Origin of the sequence: Candidatus Thiosymbion oneisti (assembly GCF_004359955.1) — a bacterium.
GTDB classification, from domain to species: Bacteria; Pseudomonadota; Gammaproteobacteria; order Chromatiales; family Chromatiaceae; genus Thiosymbion; species Thiosymbion oneisti.
This window is the reverse complement of sequence record NZ_SMSC01000041.1, coordinates 1-23,334: the sequence shown is the minus strand read 5'-3', so window position 1 is coordinate 23,334 and position 23,334 is coordinate 1. Positions and strand designations below refer to the sequence as shown.

At 60.9% G+C, this 23,334-nt stretch carries 25 protein-coding genes; 10 read left to right on the top strand and 15 right to left on the bottom strand.

Annotated features, from left to right (window positions below):
• Positions 1 to 146 precede the first annotated feature (146 nt).
• The 7 genes from E1958_RS18070 to E1958_RS18045 form a co-directional block, all read right to left on the bottom strand.
• A complete protein-coding gene (locus tag E1958_RS18070) occupies positions 147 to 818 on the bottom strand; it encodes a phosphoribosylanthranilate isomerase (RefSeq protein ID WP_133513103.1) in 672 nt (223 codons plus the stop codon).
• Between the two features lie 143 nt (positions 819 to 961).
• A complete protein-coding gene (locus tag E1958_RS21450; protein ID WP_243448563.1) occupies positions 962 to 1,078 on the bottom strand; it encodes a BrnA antitoxin family protein in 117 nt (38 codons plus the stop codon).
• 140 nt (positions 1,079 to 1,218) lie between these two features.
• The gene (locus E1958_RS18065; RefSeq protein WP_133513102.1) at positions 1,219 to 1,740 is read right to left on the bottom strand and encodes a Slp family lipoprotein; all 522 of its coding nucleotides are present in this window, start codon (positions 1,738 to 1,740) and stop codon (positions 1,219 to 1,221) included.
• Positions 1,741 to 1,763: 23 nt separating this feature from the next.
• Complete coding sequence (locus tag E1958_RS18060; RefSeq protein ID WP_133513101.1) at positions 1,764 to 2,318, bottom strand: Slp family lipoprotein; 555 nt, start codon at positions 2,316 to 2,318, stop codon at positions 1,764 to 1,766.
• A gap of 446 nt (positions 2,319 to 2,764) precedes the next feature.
• Positions 2,765 to 3,355, bottom strand: a complete 591-nt coding sequence (locus E1958_RS18055; protein ID WP_133513100.1) for a BON domain-containing protein — start codon at positions 3,353 to 3,355, stop codon at positions 2,765 to 2,767.
• Between the two features lie 31 nt (positions 3,356 to 3,386).
• A complete protein-coding gene (locus tag E1958_RS18050) occupies positions 3,387 to 3,752 on the bottom strand; it encodes a YraN family protein (RefSeq protein WP_207787843.1) in 366 nt (121 codons plus the stop codon).
• Positions 3,753 to 3,808: 56 nt separating this feature from the next.
• Positions 3,809 to 4,984 (bottom strand): penicillin-binding protein activator, encoded by a 1,176-nt coding sequence (locus E1958_RS18045; RefSeq protein WP_165742060.1) that lies wholly within the window; start codon positions 4,982 to 4,984, stop codon positions 3,809 to 3,811.
• Positions 4,985 to 5,023: 39 nt separating this feature from the next.
• Here E1958_RS18045 and rsmI point away from each other — a divergent pair, with 39 nt between their 5' ends.
• From rsmI to E1958_RS18030, 3 genes are all read left to right on the top strand, one after another.
• The gene (gene rsmI / locus E1958_RS18040) at positions 5,024 to 5,899 is read left to right on the top strand and encodes a 16S rRNA (cytidine(1402)-2'-O)-methyltransferase (protein ID WP_133513098.1); all 876 of its coding nucleotides are present in this window, start codon (positions 5,024 to 5,026) and stop codon (positions 5,897 to 5,899) included.
• Between the two features lie 821 nt (positions 5,900 to 6,720).
• A complete protein-coding gene (locus E1958_RS18035) occupies positions 6,721 to 8,301 on the top strand; it encodes a CHAD domain-containing protein (RefSeq protein ID WP_243448470.1) in 1,581 nt (526 codons plus the stop codon).
• Positions 8,298 to 9,041 carry a ParA family protein gene (locus E1958_RS18030; protein ID WP_133513097.1) on the top strand — a complete coding sequence of 248 codons (744 nt, stop codon included), beginning with the start codon at positions 8,298 to 8,300 and terminating at the stop codon, positions 9,039 to 9,041. Before E1958_RS18035 ends, E1958_RS18030 begins: the two co-directional genes overlap by 4 nt.
• A gap of 66 nt (positions 9,042 to 9,107) precedes the next feature.
• Here E1958_RS18030 and E1958_RS18025 read toward each other — a convergent pair whose 3' ends face one another.
• Entirely contained in the window at positions 9,108 to 9,599 is a 492-nt protein-coding gene (locus tag E1958_RS18025; protein ID WP_133513096.1) for a hypothetical protein, read from the bottom strand.
• Positions 9,600 to 9,606: 7 nt separating this feature from the next.
• On the bottom strand, positions 9,607 to 10,512 hold the full coding sequence (locus E1958_RS18020) for a hypothetical protein (protein WP_133513095.1): 906 nt from the start codon (positions 10,510 to 10,512) through the stop codon (positions 9,607 to 9,609).
• Between the two features lie 321 nt (positions 10,513 to 10,833).
• Between E1958_RS18020 and E1958_RS18015 the strand changes: the two genes are divergently transcribed.
• Together E1958_RS18015 and E1958_RS18010 are read left to right on the top strand one after the other, a co-directional pair.
• The gene (locus tag E1958_RS18015) at positions 10,834 to 11,178 is read left to right on the top strand and encodes a hypothetical protein (RefSeq protein ID WP_133513094.1); all 345 of its coding nucleotides are present in this window, start codon (positions 10,834 to 10,836) and stop codon (positions 11,176 to 11,178) included.
• A 410-nt stretch (positions 11,179 to 11,588) separates the two neighbouring features.
• Positions 11,589 to 12,836: a UbiH/UbiF/VisC/COQ6 family ubiquinone biosynthesis hydroxylase gene (locus tag E1958_RS18010; protein WP_133513093.1), complete on the top strand. Its 1,248-nt coding sequence runs from the start codon at positions 11,589 to 11,591 to the stop codon at positions 12,834 to 12,836.
• Between the two features lie 664 nt (positions 12,837 to 13,500).
• Here E1958_RS18010 and E1958_RS18005 read toward each other — a convergent pair.
• Complete coding sequence (locus E1958_RS18005; RefSeq protein ID WP_133513092.1) at positions 13,501 to 14,058, bottom strand: Smr/MutS family protein; 558 nt, start codon at positions 14,056 to 14,058, stop codon at positions 13,501 to 13,503.
• A gap of 546 nt (positions 14,059 to 14,604) precedes the next feature.
• On the opposite strand from E1958_RS18005, the gene E1958_RS18000 reads away from it, so the two are divergent.
• The 4 genes from E1958_RS18000 to rpoS all read left to right on the top strand — a co-directional run bounded on the left by E1958_RS18000 (position 14,605) and on the right by rpoS (position 17,862).
• The gene (locus E1958_RS18000) at positions 14,605 to 15,255 is read left to right on the top strand and encodes a protein-L-isoaspartate(D-aspartate) O-methyltransferase (protein ID WP_243448471.1); all 651 of its coding nucleotides are present in this window, start codon (positions 14,605 to 14,607) and stop codon (positions 15,253 to 15,255) included.
• On the top strand, positions 15,255 to 15,830 hold the full coding sequence (locus tag E1958_RS17995) for a YqaA family protein (RefSeq protein WP_133513091.1): 576 nt from the start codon (positions 15,255 to 15,257) through the stop codon (positions 15,828 to 15,830). Before E1958_RS18000 ends, E1958_RS17995 begins: the two co-directional genes overlap by 1 nt.
• Before the next feature lie 108 nt (positions 15,831 to 15,938).
• Positions 15,939 to 16,652 carry a peptidoglycan DD-metalloendopeptidase family protein gene (locus E1958_RS17990; protein ID WP_243725303.1) on the top strand — a complete coding sequence of 238 codons (714 nt, stop codon included), beginning with the start codon at positions 15,939 to 15,941 and terminating at the stop codon, positions 16,650 to 16,652.
• Positions 16,653 to 16,854: 202 nt separating this feature from the next.
• On the top strand, positions 16,855 to 17,862 hold the full coding sequence (gene rpoS, locus E1958_RS17985) for an RNA polymerase sigma factor RpoS (RefSeq protein WP_133513090.1): 1,008 nt from the start codon (positions 16,855 to 16,857) through the stop codon (positions 17,860 to 17,862).
• A 169-nt stretch (positions 17,863 to 18,031) separates the two neighbouring features.
• On the opposite strand, the gene E1958_RS17980 is transcribed toward rpoS, so the two are convergent.
• The 3 genes from E1958_RS17980 to E1958_RS22165 form a co-directional block, all read right to left on the bottom strand.
• On the bottom strand, positions 18,032 to 19,966 hold the full coding sequence (locus tag E1958_RS17980; protein WP_133513089.1) for a hypothetical protein: 1,935 nt from the start codon (positions 19,964 to 19,966) through the stop codon (positions 18,032 to 18,034).
• Positions 19,967 to 20,437: 471 nt separating this feature from the next.
• Positions 20,438 to 20,617 (bottom strand): hypothetical protein, encoded by a 180-nt coding sequence (locus E1958_RS17975; RefSeq protein WP_133513088.1) that lies wholly within the window; start codon positions 20,615 to 20,617, stop codon positions 20,438 to 20,440.
• Positions 20,614 to 20,769 (bottom strand): hypothetical protein, encoded by a 156-nt coding sequence (locus E1958_RS22165; RefSeq protein WP_166664694.1) that lies wholly within the window; start codon positions 20,767 to 20,769, stop codon positions 20,614 to 20,616. The genes E1958_RS17975 and E1958_RS22165 overlap by 4 nt, the downstream gene beginning before the upstream one ends.
• A 68-nt stretch (positions 20,770 to 20,837) precedes the next feature.
• Between E1958_RS22165 and E1958_RS22160 the strand changes: the two genes are divergently transcribed.
• Positions 20,838 to 21,134, top strand: coding sequence for a transposase (locus E1958_RS22160; protein WP_166664693.1), 297 nt, complete (start codon positions 20,838 to 20,840; stop codon positions 21,132 to 21,134).
• A 9-nt stretch (positions 21,135 to 21,143) separates the two neighbouring features.
• On the opposite strand, the gene E1958_RS17965 is transcribed toward E1958_RS22160, so the two are convergent.
• Both E1958_RS17965 and E1958_RS17960 read right to left on the bottom strand, forming a co-directional pair.
• Positions 21,144 to 22,328, bottom strand: a complete 1,185-nt coding sequence (locus tag E1958_RS17965) for a hypothetical protein (protein ID WP_133513087.1) — start codon at positions 22,326 to 22,328, stop codon at positions 21,144 to 21,146.
• A complete protein-coding gene (locus E1958_RS17960; RefSeq protein ID WP_133513086.1) occupies positions 22,270 to 23,028 on the bottom strand; it encodes an ATP-binding protein in 759 nt (252 codons plus the stop codon). The genes E1958_RS17965 and E1958_RS17960 overlap by 59 nt, the downstream gene beginning before the upstream one ends.
• Positions 23,029 to 23,334 lie beyond the last annotated feature (306 nt).

The following is a 23,334-nucleotide window of genomic DNA, read 5'->3' as shown; positions in this document are numbered from 1 at the left end:
CTAGTTTCTATCGATTCTACTAATTTTGGCACCGGAGCGTGAAAGTCAGGCGTGTGAGCAAGCAGATACTATGAACTTGCAATATCGGTCGAAACTAGGTACTAGGCAGAAACAAAATGAGTGTTCTCTCTTGCCATCATCTTGCCTTATATCTCCTCGAAGGCCGACTTTGCGGCGCTGACAAATGCTCTCACAAGTTTCGGGTCTTTGTCGCCATCCTTGTTTTCGACGCCCGTGTGGGAATCAACTCCTGCAGGTTTGACCGCCAAAATCGCATCCCGTACGTTCAAATGGTTGAGACCACCGGCAAGTATCACTGGACGGGGAGACATTTCAACAATTTTTCCACTGATGCTCCAATCATGGGTCTTGCCAGTGGCGCCCCTGGTTCCTGTATGGGGGTCGAAAGTATCCGTTATAAAGGCATCCACATAAGGCGGATACATCTGTAAGCCCTTGACAAGTTGATCTTTGTTGGATTCCCCAACGACAAGGCTCTTGATGATGAAAAGTCTTTTGCCGGAATTACGGAGGAGGTGCAACTGATGCACTTTGATCGGTCCATGCAGTTGTAGGTACGGAGTTCCAAGGGTGCCTGTGAAGTCGAGAATTTCCCGAGCCCCATTGAGATAGGTGATGATGACCGCTCTTGTCTTAGATCCCAGTGATCGAATGACCTCAGCGGCCTGCCGCTCGGTGAGATCAGGGGTGTTCACGTCGAGACGCAAAGGGAATCCAAGCCACTCTACCCCTGAATCCACCAACATCTTCGCTTCCATCAAATTTTTGATGCCGGCAATCTGAATTGTTCTCTCCATTACACCAAGCCAGCCTTTCCTCCTTTGTGACCTTTGAATCGGGTCCGATCAGGATAATGGGTGTCCTTTTTATCGATTCTGTAACGCCGTTGTCGCGAGTTGCGGGAACACTAAGCGATCCCGTTGTAGACAGGTTGAAATCGTCAATAAACCTCCGGCATGTGCTCCCAATACTCACCCATATCATGGGTGTCGAAAAACTGCACCAGTTCATCGAGTGACCCTATAGGGGGTAGGCCCTTGGGTTTATTTCTTGTCATACTGTTTTCTCTCTTTGGGGGCCATGTCTCTGGCACTCAATATTAATGCCTCTTTCGTCATTTTACGGATAAAGAGTATCGTCAAGTATCTTCCAGCATCCGTTTGGCCTTAAGGTGCCGATTTATCAACGGGAACAAGTCTAAAAGACAACTCCTACTCCGCCAAAGACATCGCCGTCACCACCACCGATCCCGATGTTTATCCAGGGGCGTGAATAATTGCTGCGAGTCTGTTGATCCGGCCACAGGTGGACCTTGTAGCTTTCCAGCAGCGGGAAGCCGTAATCTGCGTTCCCCAGCCGTCCTGTCCGGATCCCGGTGATGCGGCCGGTGGCGCTGACCGTGCGGCCGATCTGATAGTCGGTGGTATCCAGGAATCCCGGATGGATGATGATGAAGCGCCCTGTTTGCTCGGCTCCGGTACGGGGGCGGCCGCAGCTATCCAGGGGATAGGCGATCAGCTCGAGCTCCGTATGCTCCTTGAAATGACGGGTCTCGATCAGGATACCGCCCCATTGGATCGGCTTGCCCACATGATCGCCGGTGGCGGATACCACGGACGGTGTAATGGAAGGGGTGCCGACCGGCGGTAAGCAAAGATTGCTTGCACAGCTCGCCAGGAGAAGCAGGGAACAGACGATAGAGAAGCTGGTGTGCCGCATGGAGGTATTCTGAAGGCTCCGTATTACCAGTACCAAGGGTGCCAGGGAGAGTACCAGGGGTAATACCAAGGGTCCGGGTAGAAATAGGGCGGTCCCGAGGGTGATGGTTCTGGCCAGAGGTAAGGTTGTTCGACCGCGACCACCGGATAGGGGTAAGGATACTCGCCGATAGGTCGGGTTTCTACGCGCTTCAGGCGCCCGGTTACGGTGAGCAACCGCTTTTCGGGGTATTCTGCCGGATCGGCGAATCCCGTCAGCAAGGCGATGAAGCGGCCTGTGCCGGGCTCCTTTCCCCGCGGCTGTCCGCCCGAATCCAGCGGGCGGGACAGGATCTCGATCTCGGTGGTCTGCTTCCGGTTGCGGACCGCGACGATGGTACCGCCCCAGCGCACTCGCCGGTCGAGAAAGCGGTCGGGTTCTTGTTGTACCTGCGCAACCAAAATCGGTTTTTCCGGTGCCTTGCCAATGGCCGGGGGGACCTGCGAGGAGGCGCAGCCGGCAAGCAGCAGGATCACGGCGGAGAAGAGTGCTCCGGCTTGCCGCTTAGGCGGTGGCAGGGCGGACGGTTCCGATTTCATCGTCGGCGTCGTGGCTGCACTTTTTGAGGACAGGCACAGGGATCTGCCCGCCGCATCGGATTGGTGTCCATTCGTGGTTCTTCCCGCGCCCGGATCAGCCGCTTCTACCAGCGCATCGGCTCCGATCTCGGTGAGAGGCTGTCTAAAAATTAAGATACTGATTTTAGGGCATAAAATCTGAAAATTTCGCGCTCGTTCCCACGCTCCAGCGTGGGAACGCCGTCTTGTCCGCTCCAGCGGACGCAGCTTCTCCGTGCTGATAGGCATTGGCTGTTAGCCTACCAGGCGCTTAATCGATGCTGGAGCGTCAGATCCCTCCTCCGTCGGGACCAGGTCTGCTCCCACGCTGGAGCGTGGGGAGCCAGCCGAAAATCAATGCCAGTAGAAAATCAATAGGTTAGTTTTTAGACAGCCTCTAAGCCTGCCATAGTAGCTCCCGGCCCAGGTCAGGGCTCGATATGCTCGAAGATCTTGACGACCTTGGTCACACCGGGCACATAGCGGGCCTTTTCCGCTGCCGCCTTCGCCTCCCGGGGGTACACCAGACCCATGAGGAATACGCTACCTGCCTCGGTAACGACCTTGACGCGGGTTGGGTCGAAACCGGGAAGGTCGATCTTCGTCAGTGCGAGCTTGACGCGGGAGGTGATCAGGGCGTCTTCGCTCTCCCGTGCAAAGCTCGCCGATGGTCCGATCGTGACCTCGTCGATTACCTTCCTTACCCGCGGCAAGCGGGCTACCTTCTGGGCGAAACGGTCCCTGATATGTTGGGTCTCGGCCTGTCCGGTGAGAAGCACCCAATGGTTATAGCTCGTGGTAGCGATGCGACTATGCCTGTCGATGTCGGGATTGTCGGTCAATAGCTGGGCCACTGAGCGTTCGGTGTACTCGTCCTCCAGCACAGTGCGCGAACCGCGCCGCTCATGGGCCACCGAGGCCGCGGTAGCGCCGCCGAGCAGGAGGGCACCGCATCCCTGCAGCAAAGGGAGGGTAAGGCCCAGCACCAGCGCTGTCCTCAATGTCCGCTGGTTCGGCATTTGGAGCGGCCGAAAAATACGCTTTCGCAGATCATTGCACATTGAATGCATTCCGGATCCAGTTGATATGGTTGTTGCCGCTGACCGCGATGACGTCGAAGCGGCAAGCCAGTTTGGTCGGATGGTACCGCAGATAATGGGCCGCGGCCGCCGCGAGTCGGTGTTGCTTGTGGATGTTGACGGTCTCCGCCGGGGTGCCGAAACGCGAGGAGGCCCGGAATCTGACCTCCACGAACACCAGGGTATCCCCCTCGCGCATCACCAGGTCGATCTCACCGCGTCGGCAGCGGTAATTAGGCTCCAATAAACGCAGCCCCTCTGCCTGAAGGTAGGTGCAGGCGAGACGTTCCGTGTCACCGCCGCTCCTTGCCAACCGGTTAGTGGTCGGTATCGGCAAGGGTGGAAACCCCTAGACGGTGGGATGCGAAGCCGCGGCGGGGCGCAAAGCCATGTTTAAAACAGCGATTTTGCCCACGCAAAGATCCTCAGTTCCGGTTTTTGCTGATCGCTCGTTGGTTCGAGCTTGACCGGGCCGGTAGCATCCATACGGGCCAAGGTCAGCTTACGTTGGACCCGCCGCCGGGAGTCCAGGCGGAGAGTACCAGTCTTCCCCTGGACGCGTACCTGCGGGTTACCGGACAGCCAATCCAGCCGCGAGCCGAGGCGATAGGCATCGATTCCCATGGCATAGAGCCGCGGCAGCTGCTTGCTCAATCCCTTGGAAGACACGGCGTCACCCGGCGTCGGCTCGACGAGCCAGGGGATCTCGACGAAATTCAGTCCCACCAGATACTTGTCGTCTTTGGGATCGAAATGTCCGTCGTAGATGTGGGAGGTCGCGTAAACTCGCGTCTTGGTGCCGAGTTTGCTCCGGATCTGAACCCATGCCCGGCGCGCCAGCTTCGAGGGGGTGGCCAAAAACATGAAGTCCGCCTGTGCGACCTGCTCGGACAATTTTTTGACCGTACTTGAGAAGTCCGTGGCCCTCGGGTTGAATGCCTGGGCGGTGACAAGGGTTCCACCCTGGGCCTTCCACTGCCGGCGAAACGCCCGCGACATCCGCTCTCCCCACTTGCTCTTGGGGTACAGGATTACGGCCTTACGATGTCCTTCGCCCCAGGCCCTGGCGGCTATTTCGCTTACCTCGTCTTCCGGCGCAAGGGAGAACTGGTAGAGGTTGGACGGTTTGGCGGCAGCCGCTACCCGGTTCAGGGCCAGGACCGGGATCGGCAGTGTGGTCGAGCCCGCGAGCTTCTCCACCGCCGGCTTCTGCAGGGGACCGATCGCCAGGCGTGCGCCGTCCTTGGCGGCTTGCCGTACCAAGGCGCTGATCGAGCCGGCGGCGCTATCGTAGAAGCGTAGCTTGGGCCGCTTCCCCTCCGGGTCCGCTTCCCGGGCGGCGAGTATTCCAGCACGCACGACATTGGCGGCGCCGGCGAAGCGGCCGGATTCGGGAAGCAGTACAGCCAGGGTCTCGTTACCCTGATAGCCCCCGGTGACGAGTCGGTCGCGCTCGGAGTCGGCCTTCGTCCTCAAGCCGGCGCAGCCGCTCAGGGCGATGACCAGGGTGGCGAGCAGGGACAGGATGGCGATGCGGGCGGTAGCAGTCGGGTCGATTTTTTGGAACATCTTCGGTCCGGTACTTATTCTGGATGGTGTAGAGGCCAAATGTCTCATAACTCTAGCATACTTTACGTAGTAGCGACGCCCATCGGCAATCTGGGGGATATGACCGATCGGGCCCGCCAAGTGCTCGCCCAGGTCGACTTGATCGCCGCCGAAGATACGCGCCACACCCGTCGCCTGCTGACCCACTTTGGGATCAAGGCAAAGCTCTGCCCCTACCACGATCATAACGAGGCACAAATGGCCGAGCGTTTGCTCGCGTTACTCTCGCAGGGTCGGGACCTTGCCCTAGTCTCGGATGCGGGTACGCCTTTGATCAGCGATCCCGGCTTCGTGCTGGTGCGCGCAGCGCGGCAGCGTGGTTTCAGCGTGGTGCCTATACCCGGTTCCAATGCGGCGATCTGCGCCCTTTCCGCCTCCGGCCTGCCCTGTGATCGCTTCCTGTTTCTCGGTTTCCCCCCGCGTGCCTCGGCCAGGCGCCGCGCGTGGCTGACCGGCTTGCTTACCGAGCCGGGGACCTTGGTCTTCTATGAGTCCGGTGGCCGTGCCGCGGCGTCACTGGCGGACATGGGCGCGGTACTCGGCACCGAAAGGCGCGCCGTTTTGGCCCGAGAGCTCACCAAACGCTTCGAGACCTTCATCCATGCCCCCCTCGGCGCGCTTGCCGAACGCCTGGATGACGATCCGGAGCAACGGCTCGGAGCGCTCGTTATATTGGTAGAAGGCAGCCGCAAGACCGATGAGACCGTCCGGGAGGCTGAGGAAGAGCGAGTCCTGACCATTTTGTCCGATGCCCTTCCCCTCAAACAAGCCGCCGCGCTCGCCGCTCGTATAACCGGTGGCAATCGGAACCGGCTCTACCAGCTTGCGTTGCGGCGGCGTGAGCACCGGGGTTTCGACTCGCCTAGGGGCTGTTGATATTTTCTTCTCGTCCCCACGCGCCGCGTGGGGACGTGGAAGCTCCGCGCCGCGGAGAAGGCGGGTCGGAACAGCCTCTTGCCGGCAAATCCTGGCCGGCAGGATACCGGCGTTCCCAGCGCTACGGCGGGATGCGCTGCGCTTTCCCGCCCTACGGTCCTGGATGGTCAATCAGGCTGTGTGCCTGTGCGGTTCAAAGGATCCCGCACAAGGGGCCGCTTATGCTGGAACGGCGGCGGGATGTCTTGCGAAGTTCAACCCTTCGTAACAAAATTGTCATATTGTTCCCGCCTTCCTCCCCGGTTGCGATCAGGGTTGTGAGCAGGGCTACCGAATAATAATCTCTTAATTCCGGTTTGGATGCCTAATGCATCGCTGTAACCTGTTGCTTTCTATCGCGTTATCATTCGGTTGCCCTGGGGGCAGCGGTATCCCTTAGCTGGTAGTGCCTAATATGTAGTGATAAGTTTCCGGTTGAACGCTACTGGCAATACTTCAAGCTCTGTGCTGTTATCCAATGGTACAGGATTCACAGGATTCACAGGATTCACAGGATTTGCAGGATTGACAGGATTTTTCTTCGTTTTAAGGGCACTTTGAAAAATACGATTTTCGCCAACGGTACGTTTGAATAATCAATGGCTTAGAATCGCTCGATTGATGAAAACACCTGATTTTTCAAGGTGCCCTTTAAAGAATCCTGTTAATCCTGAAAATCTTGTTAATCCTGTCCGATTGGAACTTTGCAATGAGCATTCAGAACAGGATCACTACATATTGAGCACTACCCCTTAACTTGCAGGAGGGAGATCCCTGAAGACATGGTTCGGATCGCGCGCGAATATCTCATCCCGGATGGGATCGGCTTAGAGAACGTTAAACATCTGATCCGAGACCGGATGCGTTTCATCGAAGATCCCACCGATGAGGTAACCAGGCGGTTCCTGGACAGCTTCGACTGGCGCCTCTATCTCGATCAGGCCACGTTGGAAGAACGGCTGGACGCCGCGGGTCGCCGGTTGGTGTGGCGGGATCTGGGCACCGACGCCCCACCCCGGATGCAAGGCATCGACGCGGCGCCGGGCTTCGCCTGGGATCTGCCCACAGGTCCGGTGCGCGACCGACTGGAACCGGTGCTGGGGATCCGCCGGTTATTGCCGCTGCTGGAGGTCCGAAGCCGGGTGCAGCCCTTGCGTCTGCTCAACGAGGACGACAAGACGGTGGTCCGCTTGCTGCTGGAGGACAACCGGTTCAGGGATGCGGACCGCGACCGTGAGGGGCCCCTGGCGGCGCGGGTCTGTCTGCTGCCGGTCAGGGGCTATGCGGCGGATCTGCGGGAGACGGCTCGGATGCTCAGCCGGGATCTGGAACTGGAGCCGGCGCGCAACCAGGTGTTGTCGGAGGCCCTGGCCGCTGCGGGTCGCTGTCCGGGGGATTATTCCTCGAAGCTCGATTACCACCTGGATGGGTACCAACGGGCGGATGCCGCCGCCAAGGAGATTTTGCGCGGGCTGCTGGATACCCTGGAGGCCAACATCGAGGGCGCCAAGGCAAATCTGGATTCGGAGTTCCTGCACGACCTGCGGGTAGCCACCAGACGCACCCGCTCGGCGCTTACCCAGATCAAGGGCGTGTTCGCGTCGGAGCTGGTGGAGGACTACAAGACGCGCTTTGCCTGGGTGCAGCAGATCACGGGTCCCATGCGCGACCTGGACGTCTATCTGCTGGATTTCGATGGTTACCAAGCGCGCCTACCCCCACCCCTGCGGCCCTGTCTCGAACCCTTGCGGGCGTTCCTGGCGGACCATTACGAGGGGGTCCACAAGGCGTTGGTGCAGGCGCTTGGCTCGCCGGAGTTCAAGGGTCTGCTGACGTCTTGGCGGGCCTTTCTGGAAGCGCCGGTCCCGGAGCGTTCCGCCGTCCGCAACGCCATGCGCCCCACCAAGGCGGTGGCGGATGCCCGTATCCGGAGCATGTATCGGCGGGTGCGCAAAGCGGGTCGGGCCATCACCCCCGATTCCCCCGCCCCCGAGCTGCACGCGCTGCGCAAGCATTGCAAGAAGCTGCGTTATCTGCTGGAGTTCTTCAGCAGTCTCTACCCGCAGCAGATCGGTGCGCTGGTCAAGATGCTCAAGCGACTGCTCGACAACCTGGGCAGGTTCCAGGATACGGCGGTGCAGGTCGACCACCTGCGAGAGACCGCCCAGCAGATGCAGGACGCGGGGGGCGTCGAGACCGATACCCTACTCGCCATGGGCGCCCTGATTGGCCGTCTGTTCGACCACCAGCAACAGGCCCGGGTCGCGTTCTCGGCGATCTTTGCCGACTTCGATTCAAAACCGAATCGGCTGGTCTGGCGCGAGCTGTTTGCCCCCGAAGGTAGACGAGGTCAGCGAGCTTGAAGGTCATCGGTGTCTACAATATCAAGGGTGGGGTCGGGAAGACCGCCACCGCCGTCAATATCGCCTATCTGGCCGCGGAAGAGGGCAATCGCACCCTGGTGTGGGATCTGGACCCCCAGGCCGCCGCCACCTATTACTTCCGGGTCAGGCCCAAGGTCAAAGGGGGCGGCAAGGCCCTGGTAAGGGACAAGCGGGCGCTCGATACAGTAGTGAAGGGGACGGATTTCGAGAACCTGGATCTGCTGCCCGCGGATTTCTCCTTTCGCAACCTGGATCTGGTCTTGGAGGATGCCAAACAATCCACCAAGCGGCTGTCGCGGTTGCTCAAGCCCCTGGCCGAGGACTACGACTACATCTTCCTGGACTGCCCGCCCAGTATCTCCTTGGTCTCGGAGAACATCTTCCGGGCCGCCGATGCCATCCTGGTGCCCATGATCCCCACCACCCTTTCGGCACGGACCCTGGATCAGCTGCTGGCGTTTCTGGGGGAACACGGCCAGCTCCGGGCGCTGCGCGTGCTGCCCCTGTTCACCATGGTGGATCGCCGCAAGCGCCTGCATCTGGACATCATCGAGCGCTTGGCAGGGGATTATCCGGATCTGCTCGCCACCCGGATCCCCGATGCCTCGGACGTGGAACGGATGGGCATCCACCGCCAGCCCTTGCCCGCCTACGCACCCTCCAGCGCCGCTGCCAGGGCCTACCGGGCCCTATGGGATGAGATCAAGCGCAAGCTGTAGAGCGGGTCGGGTCGGTAGGGGCCGTCGGCATTTATGTGAGCGGTAGAAGGAGACCAATCTTACCTGCTATTCCTCGGTTGGTGCCTCGACAACCAGGTCGCCCCAGTCGAAAGTGGCCAGGGTATAGTCAGGCAACGGTGGCGTTTGCGCCTTGTCAACGAGCGTTGGGACCCTTCCGACTTCGAGTACCCTCATGATCCATTGCGCCAGCGTGGCATCGTCGGGCGGCCCCGTCTCAAACGCCATAACGAACAGAGAATCGGACCAGAGGTCGAATATGGCCGGGGCGAGGATCGCCGCCTCCTGTTTAGTCTCGGCGACTGCCGCCCACCCCGCGACACCCCATGGCAGGCAGCGTGCCCCCAAATTCCTGGTTTCTGTCTCGAATGGCCGCGGTGGTGGGTCGGGCACGAATACGAATGTTCGTTGGACTTGGAGGTCCTCGGGGGCGACACGTCCGGACTTGGGTTCGATGAGTGTGAACAGCCTGGTTATCCGGTTTTCACGTTCTTCGGCGTTCATGCCCTCGACCCAGAATGGCATGGTCCTCTTTGTCATCTCATCCTCAGAACTTCGCGCCGTGAGCCAGGAGTTTCAGCAATCCCTTCAAGATTTCCTTGGCACTTGCTTCGTGTTTCAAGATGCGTTGCACGCCTACGATTCTGCCATTGACTACGAGATGTCCCCCATGGGTAACGAAGCGCAGGATGCTTTGGCCGGCATTGTTGTTAATGTTGAGAATCGTCATTCCATCCCTTGCCTTGGTGCTGCGGTAGAGAGCATCCAAGCGACCCAGGGTCACCCCGCCGGGCTGTCCACCCACTCCCAGGCGGATAGCGACCCTACCCGGTATATGCAGTATCTTGATCGATGCGAGAGATCCGGCAGCAATCGAGGAGACCAGGAAGACCCCCTTGCCCACGGTACGACCAAGCTTCGGGTTGAGGTTCGCAAGATCCGCGATCGTGGCTCCGGCATGACCGAATCCCTCGCTCAGCAGGTTGAACCCATGCCCCTTATTGGCACCGGACAACTGAGTGATTCCGTCGGCAATGGTATTGCTGCCCAGCACAGCCATGACCACACCGCCGGCCGTAGTGCCTGGTTCGGGCACGATAATTCCCACCAGCCCGACCGCACACTCCGTAACGCCCAACACGACCTTGCCGGTACCCCAGCCGACCTGCGAAAACAGGGATGCGCGAGTTTTGAGGAACTCGGTTTCTATCGCATGCTTCAGGTGTTCGGCACGATCTGCATCGGAGTAGTTGGAGATCAAACCCTTCCGGTCGATCTTGATCACTTTCCTGGCATGATCTACCTCCCAACCGTCTAGATCGACAGTTGGATCGAACATCTCGATGCGGTAACCTCTCCCGCCTTGCGAAGGGTACGCGAGTATCTGCAGTAGAATGACTGACAGATCAACTGGGTATCTGTCGACAAACGTCGATATCATACGTTCGTGCATGGCTTGGCTTTCCCGTTGGCGTTTTCGATTTCACGCATAATAGAGCATCGACTTCAGCCGCTAAATCCCTTCTACCCTGTTAGGGTGTGTTGACATTTAACTTCCTGATGAAAATTTTCGAATTATAAATGGCCTTTCGCCGCCAGCCTGCCGATCAAGGCGTAACAACAGGGCGAGCGCGTATAAAATTTTTTAAAATCAATGAATTCAGATAGTTGAAGGCTGAACGTAACAATAAGGTTTAATTATAACTTGTTGATTTTTAAGGACATGCGCTCGCCCTGGGCGTAACAACCCATGCAACCTGAAGTGAGGTATCCAATGTCACTCGAAACACGCCGCGGCTTTTTGGCCGCTTCGGGAAAGCTGCTCGTCGGTACGGTCGCGCTCGCCTCAATGGGCGCGCAGGCGTCGGATGAGCACGAACATGGACATAGGCCTGACGGACCTGGGGGTGAGCGCTCGGTCGATGCCACATCGGAGGACACCTGCGCGACCTGCCGATTCTGGGGCGGGATGCGCAAGCTCTCCGACGACGGAAAACAAGTGATCGCCCAGAGCAAGGGCTGGTGCAACAATCCCGATAGCCCCAACCATCGGAAGCTGACGATGGCCGACCACCGGATGGGGAAGGCCGACGTTTGGAAACAGTGGACTGCCCTCTAAGGGCAGGCACAGGGACCTGCCCCTACGGCGAGGGGACCTTAGGGGGCGTTCTCAATAACAAATTATCCAGGGATAACAACCGGAACGAGAACCACGGATGAACACGGATCGACACGGATGGCGACAAATCCGTGTTTATCCGTGTCTATCCGTGGTTCGATATAGCCAGGATTAGATCGTTTGTTAATTGAGAACACCCCCTAGTACCCCATTTCGCATGATTTTGCTGTAGGGAACGCCCTCCGTGGCGTTCCGAACAGTTTTCGGAACGGCACGGAGGCCGTTCCCTACACATGCAATATCGATTGCAATAAGGTACTAGGAGGATCCCTGCCCAGTCCTTTCCAATCCTGAAATGAGCCTGAAAGAGGAAGCGTGAGGATCGGTAACCCTGCCGTTGAGGAGAGAACATGACTGAACGGGACCTCCGATTCGATATCCTGGTGGTGGGCGGCGGTATGGTGGGGGCCGCCTTGGCCTGCGCCTGTGTCGGCAAGGGTTGGCGGATCGCTCTGGTGGAAGCCCAAGCGCCCCAACGCTCCTGGCCGTCGGGAGAGGTAGATCTGCGCGTGTCGGCCCTCAACCGCGCCAGTCAGCGCATCCTCGAACGGCTCGGGGTCTGGGATCGAATCACGCGGCTGGGGGCGAGCCCTTACCGGGAGATGCACGTTTGGGATGCCGTGGGTGGCGGCAGCATCCACTTCGACAGCGCCGAGCTCGGTGAGCCTGATTTGGGGCATATCGTCGAAAACCGAGTGACCCAGCTCGCCCTCTGGGAGCGCCTGGAAAGGTCGGAGGAGGTCACCTTGCTGTGTCCGTCCGCCGTGGGCGCGATCGAGCTGACCACGGATGCGGCCCTCCTCGACCTGAAGGACGGACGGCGGATCAGCGCGCGCCTGTTGGTGGGAGCGGACGGACGCGACTCGCGAGTGCGGAGTCGCGCCGGCATCGCAAGCCGGGGGTGGCTCTACGATCAGCAGGCCATCGTGGCGAACGTGCAGATACGGGAGTGGCACCGGGAGACTGCCTGGCAGCGCTTCCTGCCCACGGGTCCCCTGGCCTTTCTGCCCCTGCGTGATGGTCGTTGCGCCATCGTTTGGTCGGCCACCGAATTCAGGGCCCAGGAGCTCTTGGGGCTCGAAGAGGCGGGTTTTCGTTCGGAGCTCGAAGCGGCCATCGAGGGTCGTTTGGGGCCTATCGGTGACATCGGGCCGCGGGCCGCGTTCGGATTGCAGCTGCAGCACGCCGAGCACTATGTGAAGCCGCGCCTGGCCTTGATCGGGGACGCCGCTCACGCCGTGCACCCACTGGCAGGGCAAGGCGTCAACCTGGGATTGTTGGACGCGGCGGCCCTCACGGCGGCCCTCGACGAGGCCCGGGACAGACGTCGGGACATCGGTGGGCTGTGGGCGCTGCGACGCTATGAGCGTGCACGCCGTGGCGATAACCTGCTCATGCTGGCCGCCATGGACGGATTCAAGCGTATGTTCAGCAACGCCGTGCCGCCGCTGGCCGTCCTGCGCAGCATGGGCCTGTCGCTGGTCGACCGGCTGGTGCCGATCAAGCACCTCTTCATGCAGCATGCCCTGGGAGCAGGGGGTGATCTGCCACCGCTTGCCCGTCCAGGGTTATCGGATATTGGGAAGCTGTCCGGTTAAAACGGAGCCTAGCCCATGGGTAGTCCGGTCCCCCGAACCGCGCCGAATCATTCAGGATTCCTTTATGATGCGGTTTGCTGCCTGCCGCTTGTCCGCCGGGCTTTTCCCATCCCTGGGGGTAGGCCAGCCCAGGCAGGCGTGCTGGGGGCGGTGGGCAGGCGCTCACCACATCCTACACCCGAAGTGAGGTCCGCACGGGCAGGCCACGCGGGGGATCATGTGGGTGTAGGTTGCGTTAAGACGCCGGCACCGCACCCCGGTCGACCAGCGCGCCTTGGTGCGTCGCAACGCAACACGTCCGGTCCCTCAAACAGCGCCGGATAATTCAGGGTTGCTACTCCCTCACCGCGCTCCTCGCCTGGGTTGCTCAGGCGATCGCTCCTCTCCGGACCGCAAGCACGCCTACCGCCTCAACTTCGCCAATGCGCTCTTCGAGATGCAGGATAACCTGGTTCGCTGGTTCGTCTATGGAATGTTCGGATAGCTAGGGCGTGTTGACATTTAGAAGGTCCGCGCAGCGGACCCTACAATCAATCAAGTGGTTAGGGTAGGGTCCGCTGTGCGGACCGCTTGAGCATTGCGGTTACCTAACAGATGAAAAACAAACGGTTAAGGTTAAATGTCAACAGGACCTAATACCGGGACGATAACCACTACCCAGGGTTCAATAGCCCCTGCGCCCGCGTCGGGATTTCTCCGGGTTGCGCAGCAGTAGGTAGAGGGCGCCGGTGCCTCCGTCGCGCCGGGTTGCCGAGCAAAAGGCGAGGACCTCGTCGTACAGTCGCAGCCAGTAATTCAGCTTGTGCTTGAGCACCGGCGGTTGCTCCGGGGAGCGGCCGCCCTTGCCGTGGATAATGAGGGCGCAGCGCACGCCCCGGCGAGTGCAGTCGCGCAGGAACTCGTCGAGAATGCGCTCGGCATGGGCCGTGGTCAGACCATGGAGGTCCAGTTTCAGCCCTACCTCCATGTGACCGCGCTGGAGATCAGCAAGCAGGCGCTTTTGCACTCCCGCGCGGGAGAAGAGCAAGTAGTCGCCGGTCTCGATCTCCGCCTCGGCCAGGGTCGCGCGTCGGGGCTGTTCGCTCAGCTCCGGCGGCTGAACGATAGGGACCGGGGGTGGACGCCGCCGGAAGGGTTCGGCTTGATCGGTCGCGATGGGTTTTGCGTCTTCGACGGCATTGCGAAACAGCTTCGCTTCCGAGGTTAGCAGGTGTTTTCGCATGCTTCCGGCAACCTCGAGTGCAGGGAGTTCTTGATTGAGGATGTCTGTTGCGTGTGGATGCTGCGGAAAGCAGGCACGTTGTTTTGACCGTGTCCTACCGTCGGTAGTTCCAAGGGTGGGTGTTCGCTGCCCAGGATTCCAGTATTATGGGTTGCCTTGCAGCGCACGGGTTGCTGCGTCGGGCCTGACGAGGGTGAGCGCCTATAAGCCTTCGCCAAGGACATGATCTTAGCGGATCGGTTTGCCTTGTGTCAGAAGGTAGATCGGGTTTAGGCGTATATCTCCGGGTCGAGGCGTCAAATAGACCTGAACGCGCCGTAACCCGACAAACCCTACTTCGGGTGGGCCTTGGTTGTCGGGTTAAGGCGTGCCCGGATTGATCGACTCAACCGAACATCGGGGTACACGCCTAACCCGACCTACATTTTGACCGGACTCCGGCGTCCGTGCGTCCGCAATCCGATGAGAATCCTGATACAGGTGGATTTGACGTACCACACCGCTTTCGAGCTGACGGCGTGCCGGCTAGATGGATGCAGCTGACCGATGCAACAAGGGATCGGGATGACGTCCCAGCGCACGCGCGAGCGCCTGATTCAGCGGCTCGAAGAGGCCGGAATCCACAACCTGGATGTGCTCGCCGTCATGCGCCGGTTGCCGCGCCATCTGTTCGTGGACGAGGCCCTGGCCAGCCGTGCCTACGAGGAATCGGCCCTGCCCATCGGCCACGGACAGACCATCTCCCAGCCTTACACAGTAGCGCGCATGACCGAAGCGCTCCTGGCGCCAGGCAGCCCCGACACCGTATTGGAGATCGGCACCGGTTCGGGATTCCAGACCGCGGTGCTCGCCTCGCTGGTGCGTCGGGTCTACAGCGTCGAACGGGTGGCGGACCTGTTGGAACGGGCTCAGCATGCCATGAGGAGGCTCGAGCTGCGAAACGTGCGTCTGCGTCACGGTGACGGTGCCCTGGGTTGGCCGGAGTACGCGCCCTTCGGTGCCATCATGGTCACCGCCGCGCCGGCGGGAATTCCCCGGGTGCTCGTCGATCAGTTGACCATGGGCGGTTGCATGGTGTTGCCCATCGGGCACTCGGAACGACAGGTGCTGGTGCGTGTGTTGAGAACCGAAACGGGTTATGTCCACGAGATATTGGAGCCCGTCACTTTCGTACCCTTGCTCGGAGGCGTGGCTTAATGCGCATCTTCTCCCCCCTCTACGATCGCGTCATGGCCTGGTCGCGGCACCGTCACGCCCCCTGGTATCTGGGTGGACTGAGCTTTGCGGAATCCTCTTTCTTTCCCATTCCGCCGGATGTGATGCTTGCCCCCATGAGTATGGCCAAACCGCAGAAGGCGTGGTGGTTCGCGGGCTTGACCACGGCCACCTCGGTGCTCGGCGGTCTCTTAGGTTATCTGATCGGCCATTTCGCATTCGAGCTGATCACCCCCCTGGTTGCGGAAGGCGGACGCTACGCCGAACCCTTCGCCGCTGCCGAGGCCTGGTTCCAGGCGTGGGGGGTGTGGGCCATCTTCATCGCCGGGTTTTCTCCCATTCCCTATAAGATTTTCACTATCTCCGCCGGGGTGTTGCATATGGCGCTGATCCCTTTCCTGATTGCCTCGGCGGTGGGGCGCGGGGCGCGCTTTTTTCTCGTTGCCGCCCTCATGGCCTGGGGTGGCGAGCGGATGGAGAGCACCCTGCGGACATACGTGGACCGTATCGGCTGGATCATGGTCCTACTCATTATCTTGGTGGTACTCCTCCGGTAGGTTACCGAAGTGGAACGCGGATGAGGGCGGAGGCGATGCGAGTGGCGGCAGGTGGGCATCGAGGTCGGTAGCTTGCGGATAGTTGGCCGTCGAGCCGGATCCGCATTCGTGGCCCTGCTGTTCGTCCTGGTCCTGGCGGGGTGCAGCTCCCTAGAGCCTGCCCCGCCCGGCTATTACCGGATCCGCAGCGGCGACACCCTGTCCGGGATTGCCCGTCGGTATAAGGTCGGCTACAAGACCCTGGCACGCTGGAATAAGCTGGGTCCTCCCTATCGCATCTACGCAGGCTCTCTGTTGCGGGTAAAACCGCCGTGGGGGAAGAGCAGCTCGACCAACCGCGGTACTCAACGGACGGTAAAGACGGCAAAGCGGTCGAGGGGCAAAAAGAAGGCTGCTGCCAAGACCTCGACCAAGACAACGCGGCGCGCGCCGGGCAAGCGCGCGCGGGTGGCATCCGGATTGCGCTGGCGGTGGCCGCTCGGTGGTAAGGTTGTGCAAAGGTTCCGGAGCGGGGACCGGACGCAACAGGGTATCCGCATCGCCGGGCGTCCCGGTCAGAAGGTAGTGGCCGCGGAGAGCGGGACCGTGGTCTACAGCAACAGTGGACTCAAGGGTTATGGAAACCTTATCATCATCAAGCACGCCAAGGGTTATTTGAGTGCTTACGGCTTCAACCGCCGGCTCTTGGTGAGCGAAGGGGCCCGCGTGAAGCGCGGTCAGGGTATCGCAGAGGTGGGACAGGCGTCCGATGGGGCCTATCGTCTCCACTTCGAGGTTCGGAGGAAGGGTACCCCAGTGGATCCTCTGAGGTATCTCCCGTAAGGCGATGAGCGGAAAATGGCATGCCGGATTGCGCCGAATTTTGGTTCGTCTTCCAGGTGCGACAACAGGCGCATGATTAGACTTAAGTAACTGTTGTCGCAACCTAAAAAAACGGACGAAAAGACAAACAAGATGGTATGTCATTTGACAGAAATCGCTTAAGTCCCAACCCTGGGTATCTCAGTTACGAGGGAATGTTCGCATGGCAAGGAACGACGAGCGAGACGATTTGGATTCGGGGCCTGAGATCGGCAGCGACGCCGTAGAGGATGCGATGGGTGGTCCCAAGCTGGAAGCGATCAGCGAGGGAACGGGCGACGGCGATGAATCGCCGGATGCGGTTGCGCCACCCGCGGGCCGGTCCGTGGCCGGGGACTGCGACTTCGATACGGTACGTCTGTACCTCAACGAGATCGGCGGCTCCAGACTTCTGACGGCCGAGGAAGAGGTCCGTTTTACCCGCCTTGCCCACAGCGGCGACGATGCCGCGCGCCAGCGTATGATCGTCAGTAACCTGCGGCTGGTCGTCAAGGTTGCGCATCGCTATCTCAACCGCGGGCTTCCCCTCCCGGACCTGATCGAGGAAGGCAATCTCGGTCTTATACGGGCCGTGGAGAAGTTCGACCCGGAGCGTGGCTTCCGTTTTTCGACCTACGCCATCTGGTGGATCCGCCAGAGCATTGAACGGGCCATCATGAATCAGGCACGTACGGTCCGTCTGCCCATCCACGTGACCAAGGAGATCAATACCTATCTCAAGGCGGCCAGGGGTCTCACCCAGAAGCTCGACCACGAGCCCACCACCGAGGATATCGCCGGCCTTTTGAACAAGCCCACCGGGGAGGTCAAGCGCGTGCTCGATCTGAACGAGCATATCACCTCGGTCGACACCCCCTACAGCAAGGACGCGGACGGGCATCTCCTGGATAAGCTGCAAGACGAATCGGCCGCAGATCCCGCGGATAAGATCCATGACCACGCCGTCCAGTCCAATCTGGACCATTGGCTGGAAAAGCTCAACGACAAACAGCGCGAGGTCGTAGAGCGCCGATTCGGACTCCACGGCCATGATCGCACCACCTTGGAATGCGTGGCCCAGGAACTCGGCGTAACCCGTGAGCGTGTCCGCCAGATCCAGATAACCGCCTTGAGACAGCTGCGGAGCATCCTCGAGAAGGAAGGCTTTTCCGTGGATGCCTTCTTTAGGTAGCTACGGGTTTTCCCTGTGCCTCGTTGAGCACGGCGCGCCGTTCCCGGTACGCCTTTGCCTAGCCTACTTGAGTTTGATTCTTGAGCCGTTGAATCCTACCTGGCTGTGCCCAACCGACACCCGACGGGGAATGTTGGGCACGCCACCGTCCCTGGTGGCTTTGCCCAACCTACCGACCCATCTCATCCTCCAGACGGGACTGATCCAGGAGCGTATCGACGGGAACTTGGCCGCGGAGAGCCTCCAGCTGATCGATACGTTCCTTCAGCTCCTTGACAAAGTTCTGGTAGCTGGCTTCGGTATCCGCCAATCGACGCTCAATCTCCGCCTTCTCTTTCTCCAGTATTTGGCGTTCCTGGACAAGGGCCTGTTTCAGGCGTTCGGTGACCTCTTGCTCCCGCCGCTTGAGGCCAGACTTGTAGTCCTCGAGGGTGATGCCGGTCTGGATGGTGATATTGTCGGTGATATTGTCTCGGTTCACCACTCTGCCCTTAGTGGCGCTTGCGTCTTGGGTGACGGCGGCAGCGTCCGGGGTAGCGAGGCGCTGCCCGATGCCGATGAGACCGGCCAGGGCGATGCCGGCAAAGGCCCCGAGCAGGAGCCGAGTATCCGCGCCCAGCGTCTTACGCCCGCCGGGCTCGGCACCGGCGAAGCCCATATGCAGTAGGCGCTGGCGGCCGGTGCCGGCTGGCTCGCCGTTGACTTCCGGGAGCTGCCGCCAATGCCAGGGTAAGACGATACGCCCGTCGCCCTCCGTGCCTGCGAGGCCATGGGCGCTGAGCTCCTCCAGACGCTCACGGATTCGCCGCTTGAATCGCTGCAAATCCTGGTCGTTATGGTCGTAGAGCTGGTAGCGGTCCCAGAGATCACGCACGGCCTGGGCCGTGCGCTGATCGCCCCACCACAGGCCGAGCAGCTGGCGCTCAATGGCCTGCTCGTGGTCGGCACCGCCGTCCTCCCAGCGTGTGCCGGGGGTGGTGTGTGCCAGCTGCTCCAGGTTTGCGGTGTTGGCGGCGAGACGGGTCTCCCAGAAATCGAGTGCGGTCTTCAAACAGCGGTCGGCCTTACTGTTGGGGCCGTCTTCCCGCACCCAGCGGGCGAGATCAGCAAGCAACCCCCGGCGCTCGCCGTCACTGAAGCGGATGCCGTCGGCACCCCTGTAGCCAGCCGTCGGTGCCGGCAGTCGCCAGGCCGGTGGCAGCCCGAGTGCCTGATAGAGATCACGAGCCTGGGCCAGGGTCACCGGTAGGTGCGGCAGGGCACAGGCGGTGGCCCACAGGCGTGTCTCCAGATCCGTGATCGGCAGCGGGTCGCTCAGCGGTCCGGGTGTCTCGCGTTCCGCCAGCCAGGCGGGGAGCCCAGCGGGGGCGATGCAGGCGAGGCCGAGGCGGGCGGCCAGATCCGGGAGGTCGAGCTCCGGCGGGGAGAAATCCACCAGGCACAGGCGCGGCCAGGTCCGCAGTTCACGCAGGGCGTGCTCCAGCCCCACTGCTTGGTCACTCTCGGTGCCGTCCAGGGTGCAGGCGATCCCGGTGCCGTCGGTGAACAGGGCGACCAGGGCCTGGCGGGCGGCGGCCTCGAGATCGAATGGTGTGGCCTGCCTGCGGGTGGCGAAGCAGATCCTGACGGGTAGGGCCGGGAAGGTCGCGCGGCGTACCCGCAACCCGGCACGCGTGAGCTCACGCGCTATCTGATCGGCCAGGGCGACGGCCTCGCGGGTGCGCAGGCGGCTGTCGAGCCAGAGCCAGACCTCACGCTCGTAGCGGGCGCGGGCGAAGTGCAGCTCGGGAAAGCCGGCCTCGGCACTGCCGCGCACGGTGGCGGGCACATCGCCCGCGGGCGGTGTTTCCTCCGCTTTTTCCTCTTCTACCGGCGGTAGCTGACGGCGAAATTCACGGCGTATGAGATAGCGTTGCTCCGCGTCCTTGGCCAGTAAGGCGACCAGGAGCTCGCAGGCGGCGGTCCATTCCAGCCGACGACCGGGGGCGAAGATCCGGGTGATGCGTTCGTAATCCAGCGGCAACACGGGTAGGCCCAGGTCGGGTAGGCGCCTGAGGAGCTGTGCCAGACGCGGGTCGTCGCCGAGGGTCACGGGTGCCAGCATAGCGGATCGATTGTTTTTCTAGCCTTGCTGCTCGTTCCCACGCTCCAGAGACTGTGAAAGAATTCGCCCTTGGTGGTGGCGAGGGTAAACTCCCGGTCGAGTTCGATCCGAGAGGGTGAGATTGATGGCGAGAGGTTACAAGCCAGGCGTCGCCCGTGCCGGGCAACGCCTGCCCGCCCGGGTTGAAGACTAGGTCAGCGAAACCAACCACGTTCGGGCTTTCTCTCGTTCCCACGCGCCGCGTGGGAACGCAGAAGCTCCGCGCCGCGGAGTGTCTCGGAAACTCGTAGCCGCTGCTGCATGGGCCTGATGTGCTTGATTTTCATGAGGATTCAGCTCAATTGAGAACGCCCTCTAGGTCAGCGAAACCAACCACGTTCGGGCGCTCGACTTGGGTGAAGACCCCACGCTGGCGAGCAAGTTGGAGGAACTCAAGGCGCGCCAGGCCCGCCAGCAGGCAACACCAAGCAGCTAGAGGAAAGCGGTGAGACCCAGCGCTCGCGTACCGACCCCGATGCGCGGGCCTTGAATAAGGGAAAACAGCACGTCACCGGCGACAACGTACCAAGCGGTGTGGATCACAAACATAAGCTCATCGTGCATCACCAGGTCACCAACGCCGGCAACGATCAGAACCAGCTCAGCCGTCAATGCCGGGAGACCATGGCGGTGCTCGGGGTGGAACCTTTACCGCGGTCGCCGATACCGGCTACTCCAGTGAGGCCGAATTGGCCGCCTGCGAAGCGGCTGGGGCCACGGTCTAGGCCCCCATCCCGAATCAGCACCAGGCGGTTACCGGCCACGGCCGCCTCAGCGGCGAGCGATTCTCGTACAACCGTACCCTTGATGTCGACATCTGCCCGCCGGCGAGTTGCTCCCCCCGCGCGGTCAGCCGCATCAGAAGAACGGCACTCGGCGCACCGGCTACAGCCGCCCGGCCAGTCAGTGCCGAGCCTGCCCGCTGAAGGCGGTGTGCTGGCCCGACGCCGGCGGCGTGCACCGCATTTACCGCAGTGAGCACGCGGCGTTGGTTGAGGCCCAGCGGCAACGGATGGCCGATCAGGGGCCAGAGAAGATGCGTCAGCGTGCCGGTCTGGTCGAACATCCCTTCGGCGCCTCAAACGCTGGTTCGGCTGGGACCACTTCCTGGTACGTGGCTACAACCTGATCCGGGTGGTCAACCGGCGCGGCGTGGGTGCGTTCCGAGAGTCTTGCGCCCGACGCCAACAGGCCAAGCCTGTCCAGGCCGTCGCGAATGATGACGCCTTCCGACCGCAGGATTTTGCCATTGGTCCGTAGTAGGTCGCGGGTGACGGAGGAACCCCGACGTCCTTTCCTTTCTCGGTAGCAGCGATCGAATCCCCTGCAAGGCAATGCCATGTAAGTTAAGCGTCACCGGCGCCGTTTGTGATTGGTTGATCCCTGTTTTCGTTCGCCCTCTCCCCAACCCCTCTCCCGCCGGGAGAGGGGCTTTGAGGCTTGACTTAATGGTATTGCCCTGCAAGGTATTGGCATAGACCAAGACGTTGGCTTCGACGAACAGTGCGTTATCGTCCATCCTTCCCGTATCCGGCTCCTCGCCATGACTGCCGAAACGGTCGAACAGAGCTTGGGCTCGTTTCAGACTCTCCTTCAGGCGGCAAGCTTTGGTGGCCAACGCAGCCCGGACGGAGACATTGCAACGGCAGTCGTCCGCGGCCACCGCTTGCCGCCCGGACGCGTGATGGTCGCGGAAGAAACAGCCCCTCCGGTGTCGGGACTCGAAGGCGCCGCCCAGATCGAGCCCGGCCGCGGCATCGCCGAGGCCGGACAGGGCATAGCCGAGCAGATGCAAACGATGCACCTTGCCGTCCGCTTCGGACTCGATATGGCCGTCCTGAGATCCTGTGGCCGGCGGCGAAGGCCAACCGGCAAGCGCGTAGGCACCGCGGGCCGCCTTGGCAAAGCTACAGGCGGCGCCGATCAGGTCGGAGCGGAACAACAGCAGCTCGGCCTGACGCAGATACAGCCGGACATAAAGAATCCCCCGGAGGCTGCGGTCACTCTCGCCTGAAGATGGGTCCTGCACATCCAACCGCTGGCGCATTGCGTGCGCATCATCCAGATGCTGGAGTGCCCGCTCCAGGGAGGCGTCCTGCTTGGCATAGAGGAAGGCCAGACTGACATGGGGTTGGGCGTACAGGTGGATCTGATTCTCGGCCCTCGAGAACAGCCGCTTCAGGGTCTCATGCTCCAGAGTGATTTCTACCAGCGATTTGGCCTGTAGATAACAGCCGGCGGCCTGATCGTATTGCCGCCGTTGCTCATAGATCAGGCCGGATTTCAACAAGGTGCGCAGATAGAGTCGGATAGAAGATCGCAAACCGGTGTTTGAAAAACTGATGAGTCAAGGTCACCACGACCAACACGCCTATCAGGGATAGCCCTATTGGGGCCGTCGGTGACACGACCAGCAGGATCAGCAGGACGAAACCAAACACCCAGCGCAGATTTGCCAGTGATACCGATGACACTAAGATACCGATTGGCCAGAAGAAGCACGGAGCGGTGCGTCCCTGACCCCGGCGTTTGCGGATACGCTGTGCCTGCCGACGATGGAGCCAAAGAAGCCACTTACCCCGCCAGGCCAGCCACCTATTGCTGCAGCGCATCAGGAGGGGGCCAAAGAAGTCTGCACGTTCACGCAGGTTCAGATGATGGTGACCGTCGGCATAGTCATGCAGCACCTTCTTGACCAGGCTGGTCTTGCCGACGCCGCGATAGCCGGTGACCAGATAGCTGCCCGAGCTGTTTTGACTACTGGTAAGCAGGGCCAGGAACTCGGCACACAAGGCCTCACGACCGATGAAGCTGTCGGAGCCGGTCTCACGGCGATAGGGCTCGTGATGGAACTGGAATCGGTGTAGCGGGACAATCCAACTGCGAAACCGGGCTCTCTTTTCGTGTGGGTCCTGTTTGAACTCACCTGGTTTGCCTAAGGAACGAAAGCCGTAAAACGCCGACGGGATGCTGATCGCTATGCCGATCGCTATGCCAATGGGCCATAGCCACCCGGAGCTCATCAAGCCAATTCCAAACGCAACTCCGGCAGCAGCCCACAACCATTTGCGTAGGTTAAACCCTTGTCTGGGCTTCGGTTGCGGGCTCTCCGACGTTTTGTTGCATTTCTTCATAGGCGGCATCCTAATCCCGATCTGTTGAAACAACAACAAACCGGCAATCCGGGGTTCCGGGACAACCCGTCAGGCTCGCCTGTGATCTGGCCGTTGCCCGTGGAAATCGGAAAGCAAGATGCTTGGAGCGCGCCGGCAGAGCGTCACAGCCCGTAGGATGCGGTGAGCGCGGCAGGTCTTACAGGATGGCATCAT

Coding starts and splice junctions, on each gene's coding strand:
- E1958_RS18020 (WP_133513095.1), bottom strand. CDS start 10,512: ATGCACGAACGTATGATATCGACGTTTGTCGACAGATACCCAGTTGAT.
- E1958_RS17960 (WP_133513086.1), bottom strand. CDS start 23,028: ATGAGCTCCGGGTGGCTATGGCCCATTGGCATAGCGATCGGCATAGCG.
- E1958_RS18010 (WP_133513093.1), top strand. CDS start 11,589: ATGACTGAACGGGACCTCCGATTCGATATCCTGGTGGTGGGCGGCGGT.
- E1958_RS18070 (WP_133513103.1), bottom strand. CDS start 818: ATGGAGAGAACAATTCAGATTGCCGGCATCAAAAATTTGATGGAAGCG.
- E1958_RS18060 (WP_133513101.1), bottom strand. CDS start 2,318: ATGAAATCGGAACCGTCCGCCCTGCCACCGCCTAAGCGGCAAGCCGGA.
- E1958_RS18035 (WP_243448470.1), top strand. CDS start 6,721: ATGGTTCGGATCGCGCGCGAATATCTCATCCCGGATGGGATCGGCTTA.
- E1958_RS17980 (WP_133513089.1), bottom strand. CDS start 19,966: ATGCTGGCACCCGTGACCCTCGGCGACGACCCGCGTCTGGCACAGCTC.
- E1958_RS18055 (WP_133513100.1), bottom strand. CDS start 3,355: ATGCCGAACCAGCGGACATTGAGGACAGCGCTGGTGCTGGGCCTTACC.
- E1958_RS21450 (WP_243448563.1), bottom strand. CDS start 1,078: ATGACAAGAAATAAACCCAAGGGCCTACCCCCTATAGGGTCACTCGAT.
- E1958_RS18065 (WP_133513102.1), bottom strand. CDS start 1,740: ATGCGGCACACCAGCTTCTCTATCGTCTGTTCCCTGCTTCTCCTGGCG.
- E1958_RS18025 (WP_133513096.1), bottom strand. CDS start 9,599: ATGACAAAGAGGACCATGCCATTCTGGGTCGAGGGCATGAACGCCGAA.
- E1958_RS17995 (WP_133513091.1), top strand. CDS start 15,255: ATGCGCATCTTCTCCCCCCTCTACGATCGCGTCATGGCCTGGTCGCGG.
- E1958_RS18045 (WP_165742060.1), bottom strand. CDS start 4,984: ATGTTCCAAAAAATCGACCCGACTGCTACCGCCCGCATCGCCATCCTG.
- rsmI (WP_133513098.1), top strand. CDS start 5,024: ATGTCTCATAACTCTAGCATACTTTACGTAGTAGCGACGCCCATCGGC.
- E1958_RS18005 (WP_133513092.1), bottom strand. CDS start 14,058: ATGCGAAAACACCTGCTAACCTCGGAAGCGAAGCTGTTTCGCAATGCC.
- rpoS (WP_133513090.1), top strand. CDS start 16,855: ATGGCAAGGAACGACGAGCGAGACGATTTGGATTCGGGGCCTGAGATC.
- E1958_RS18000 (WP_243448471.1), top strand. CDS start 14,605: ATGCAACAAGGGATCGGGATGACGTCCCAGCGCACGCGCGAGCGCCTG.
- E1958_RS18015 (WP_133513094.1), top strand. CDS start 10,834: ATGTCACTCGAAACACGCCGCGGCTTTTTGGCCGCTTCGGGAAAGCTG.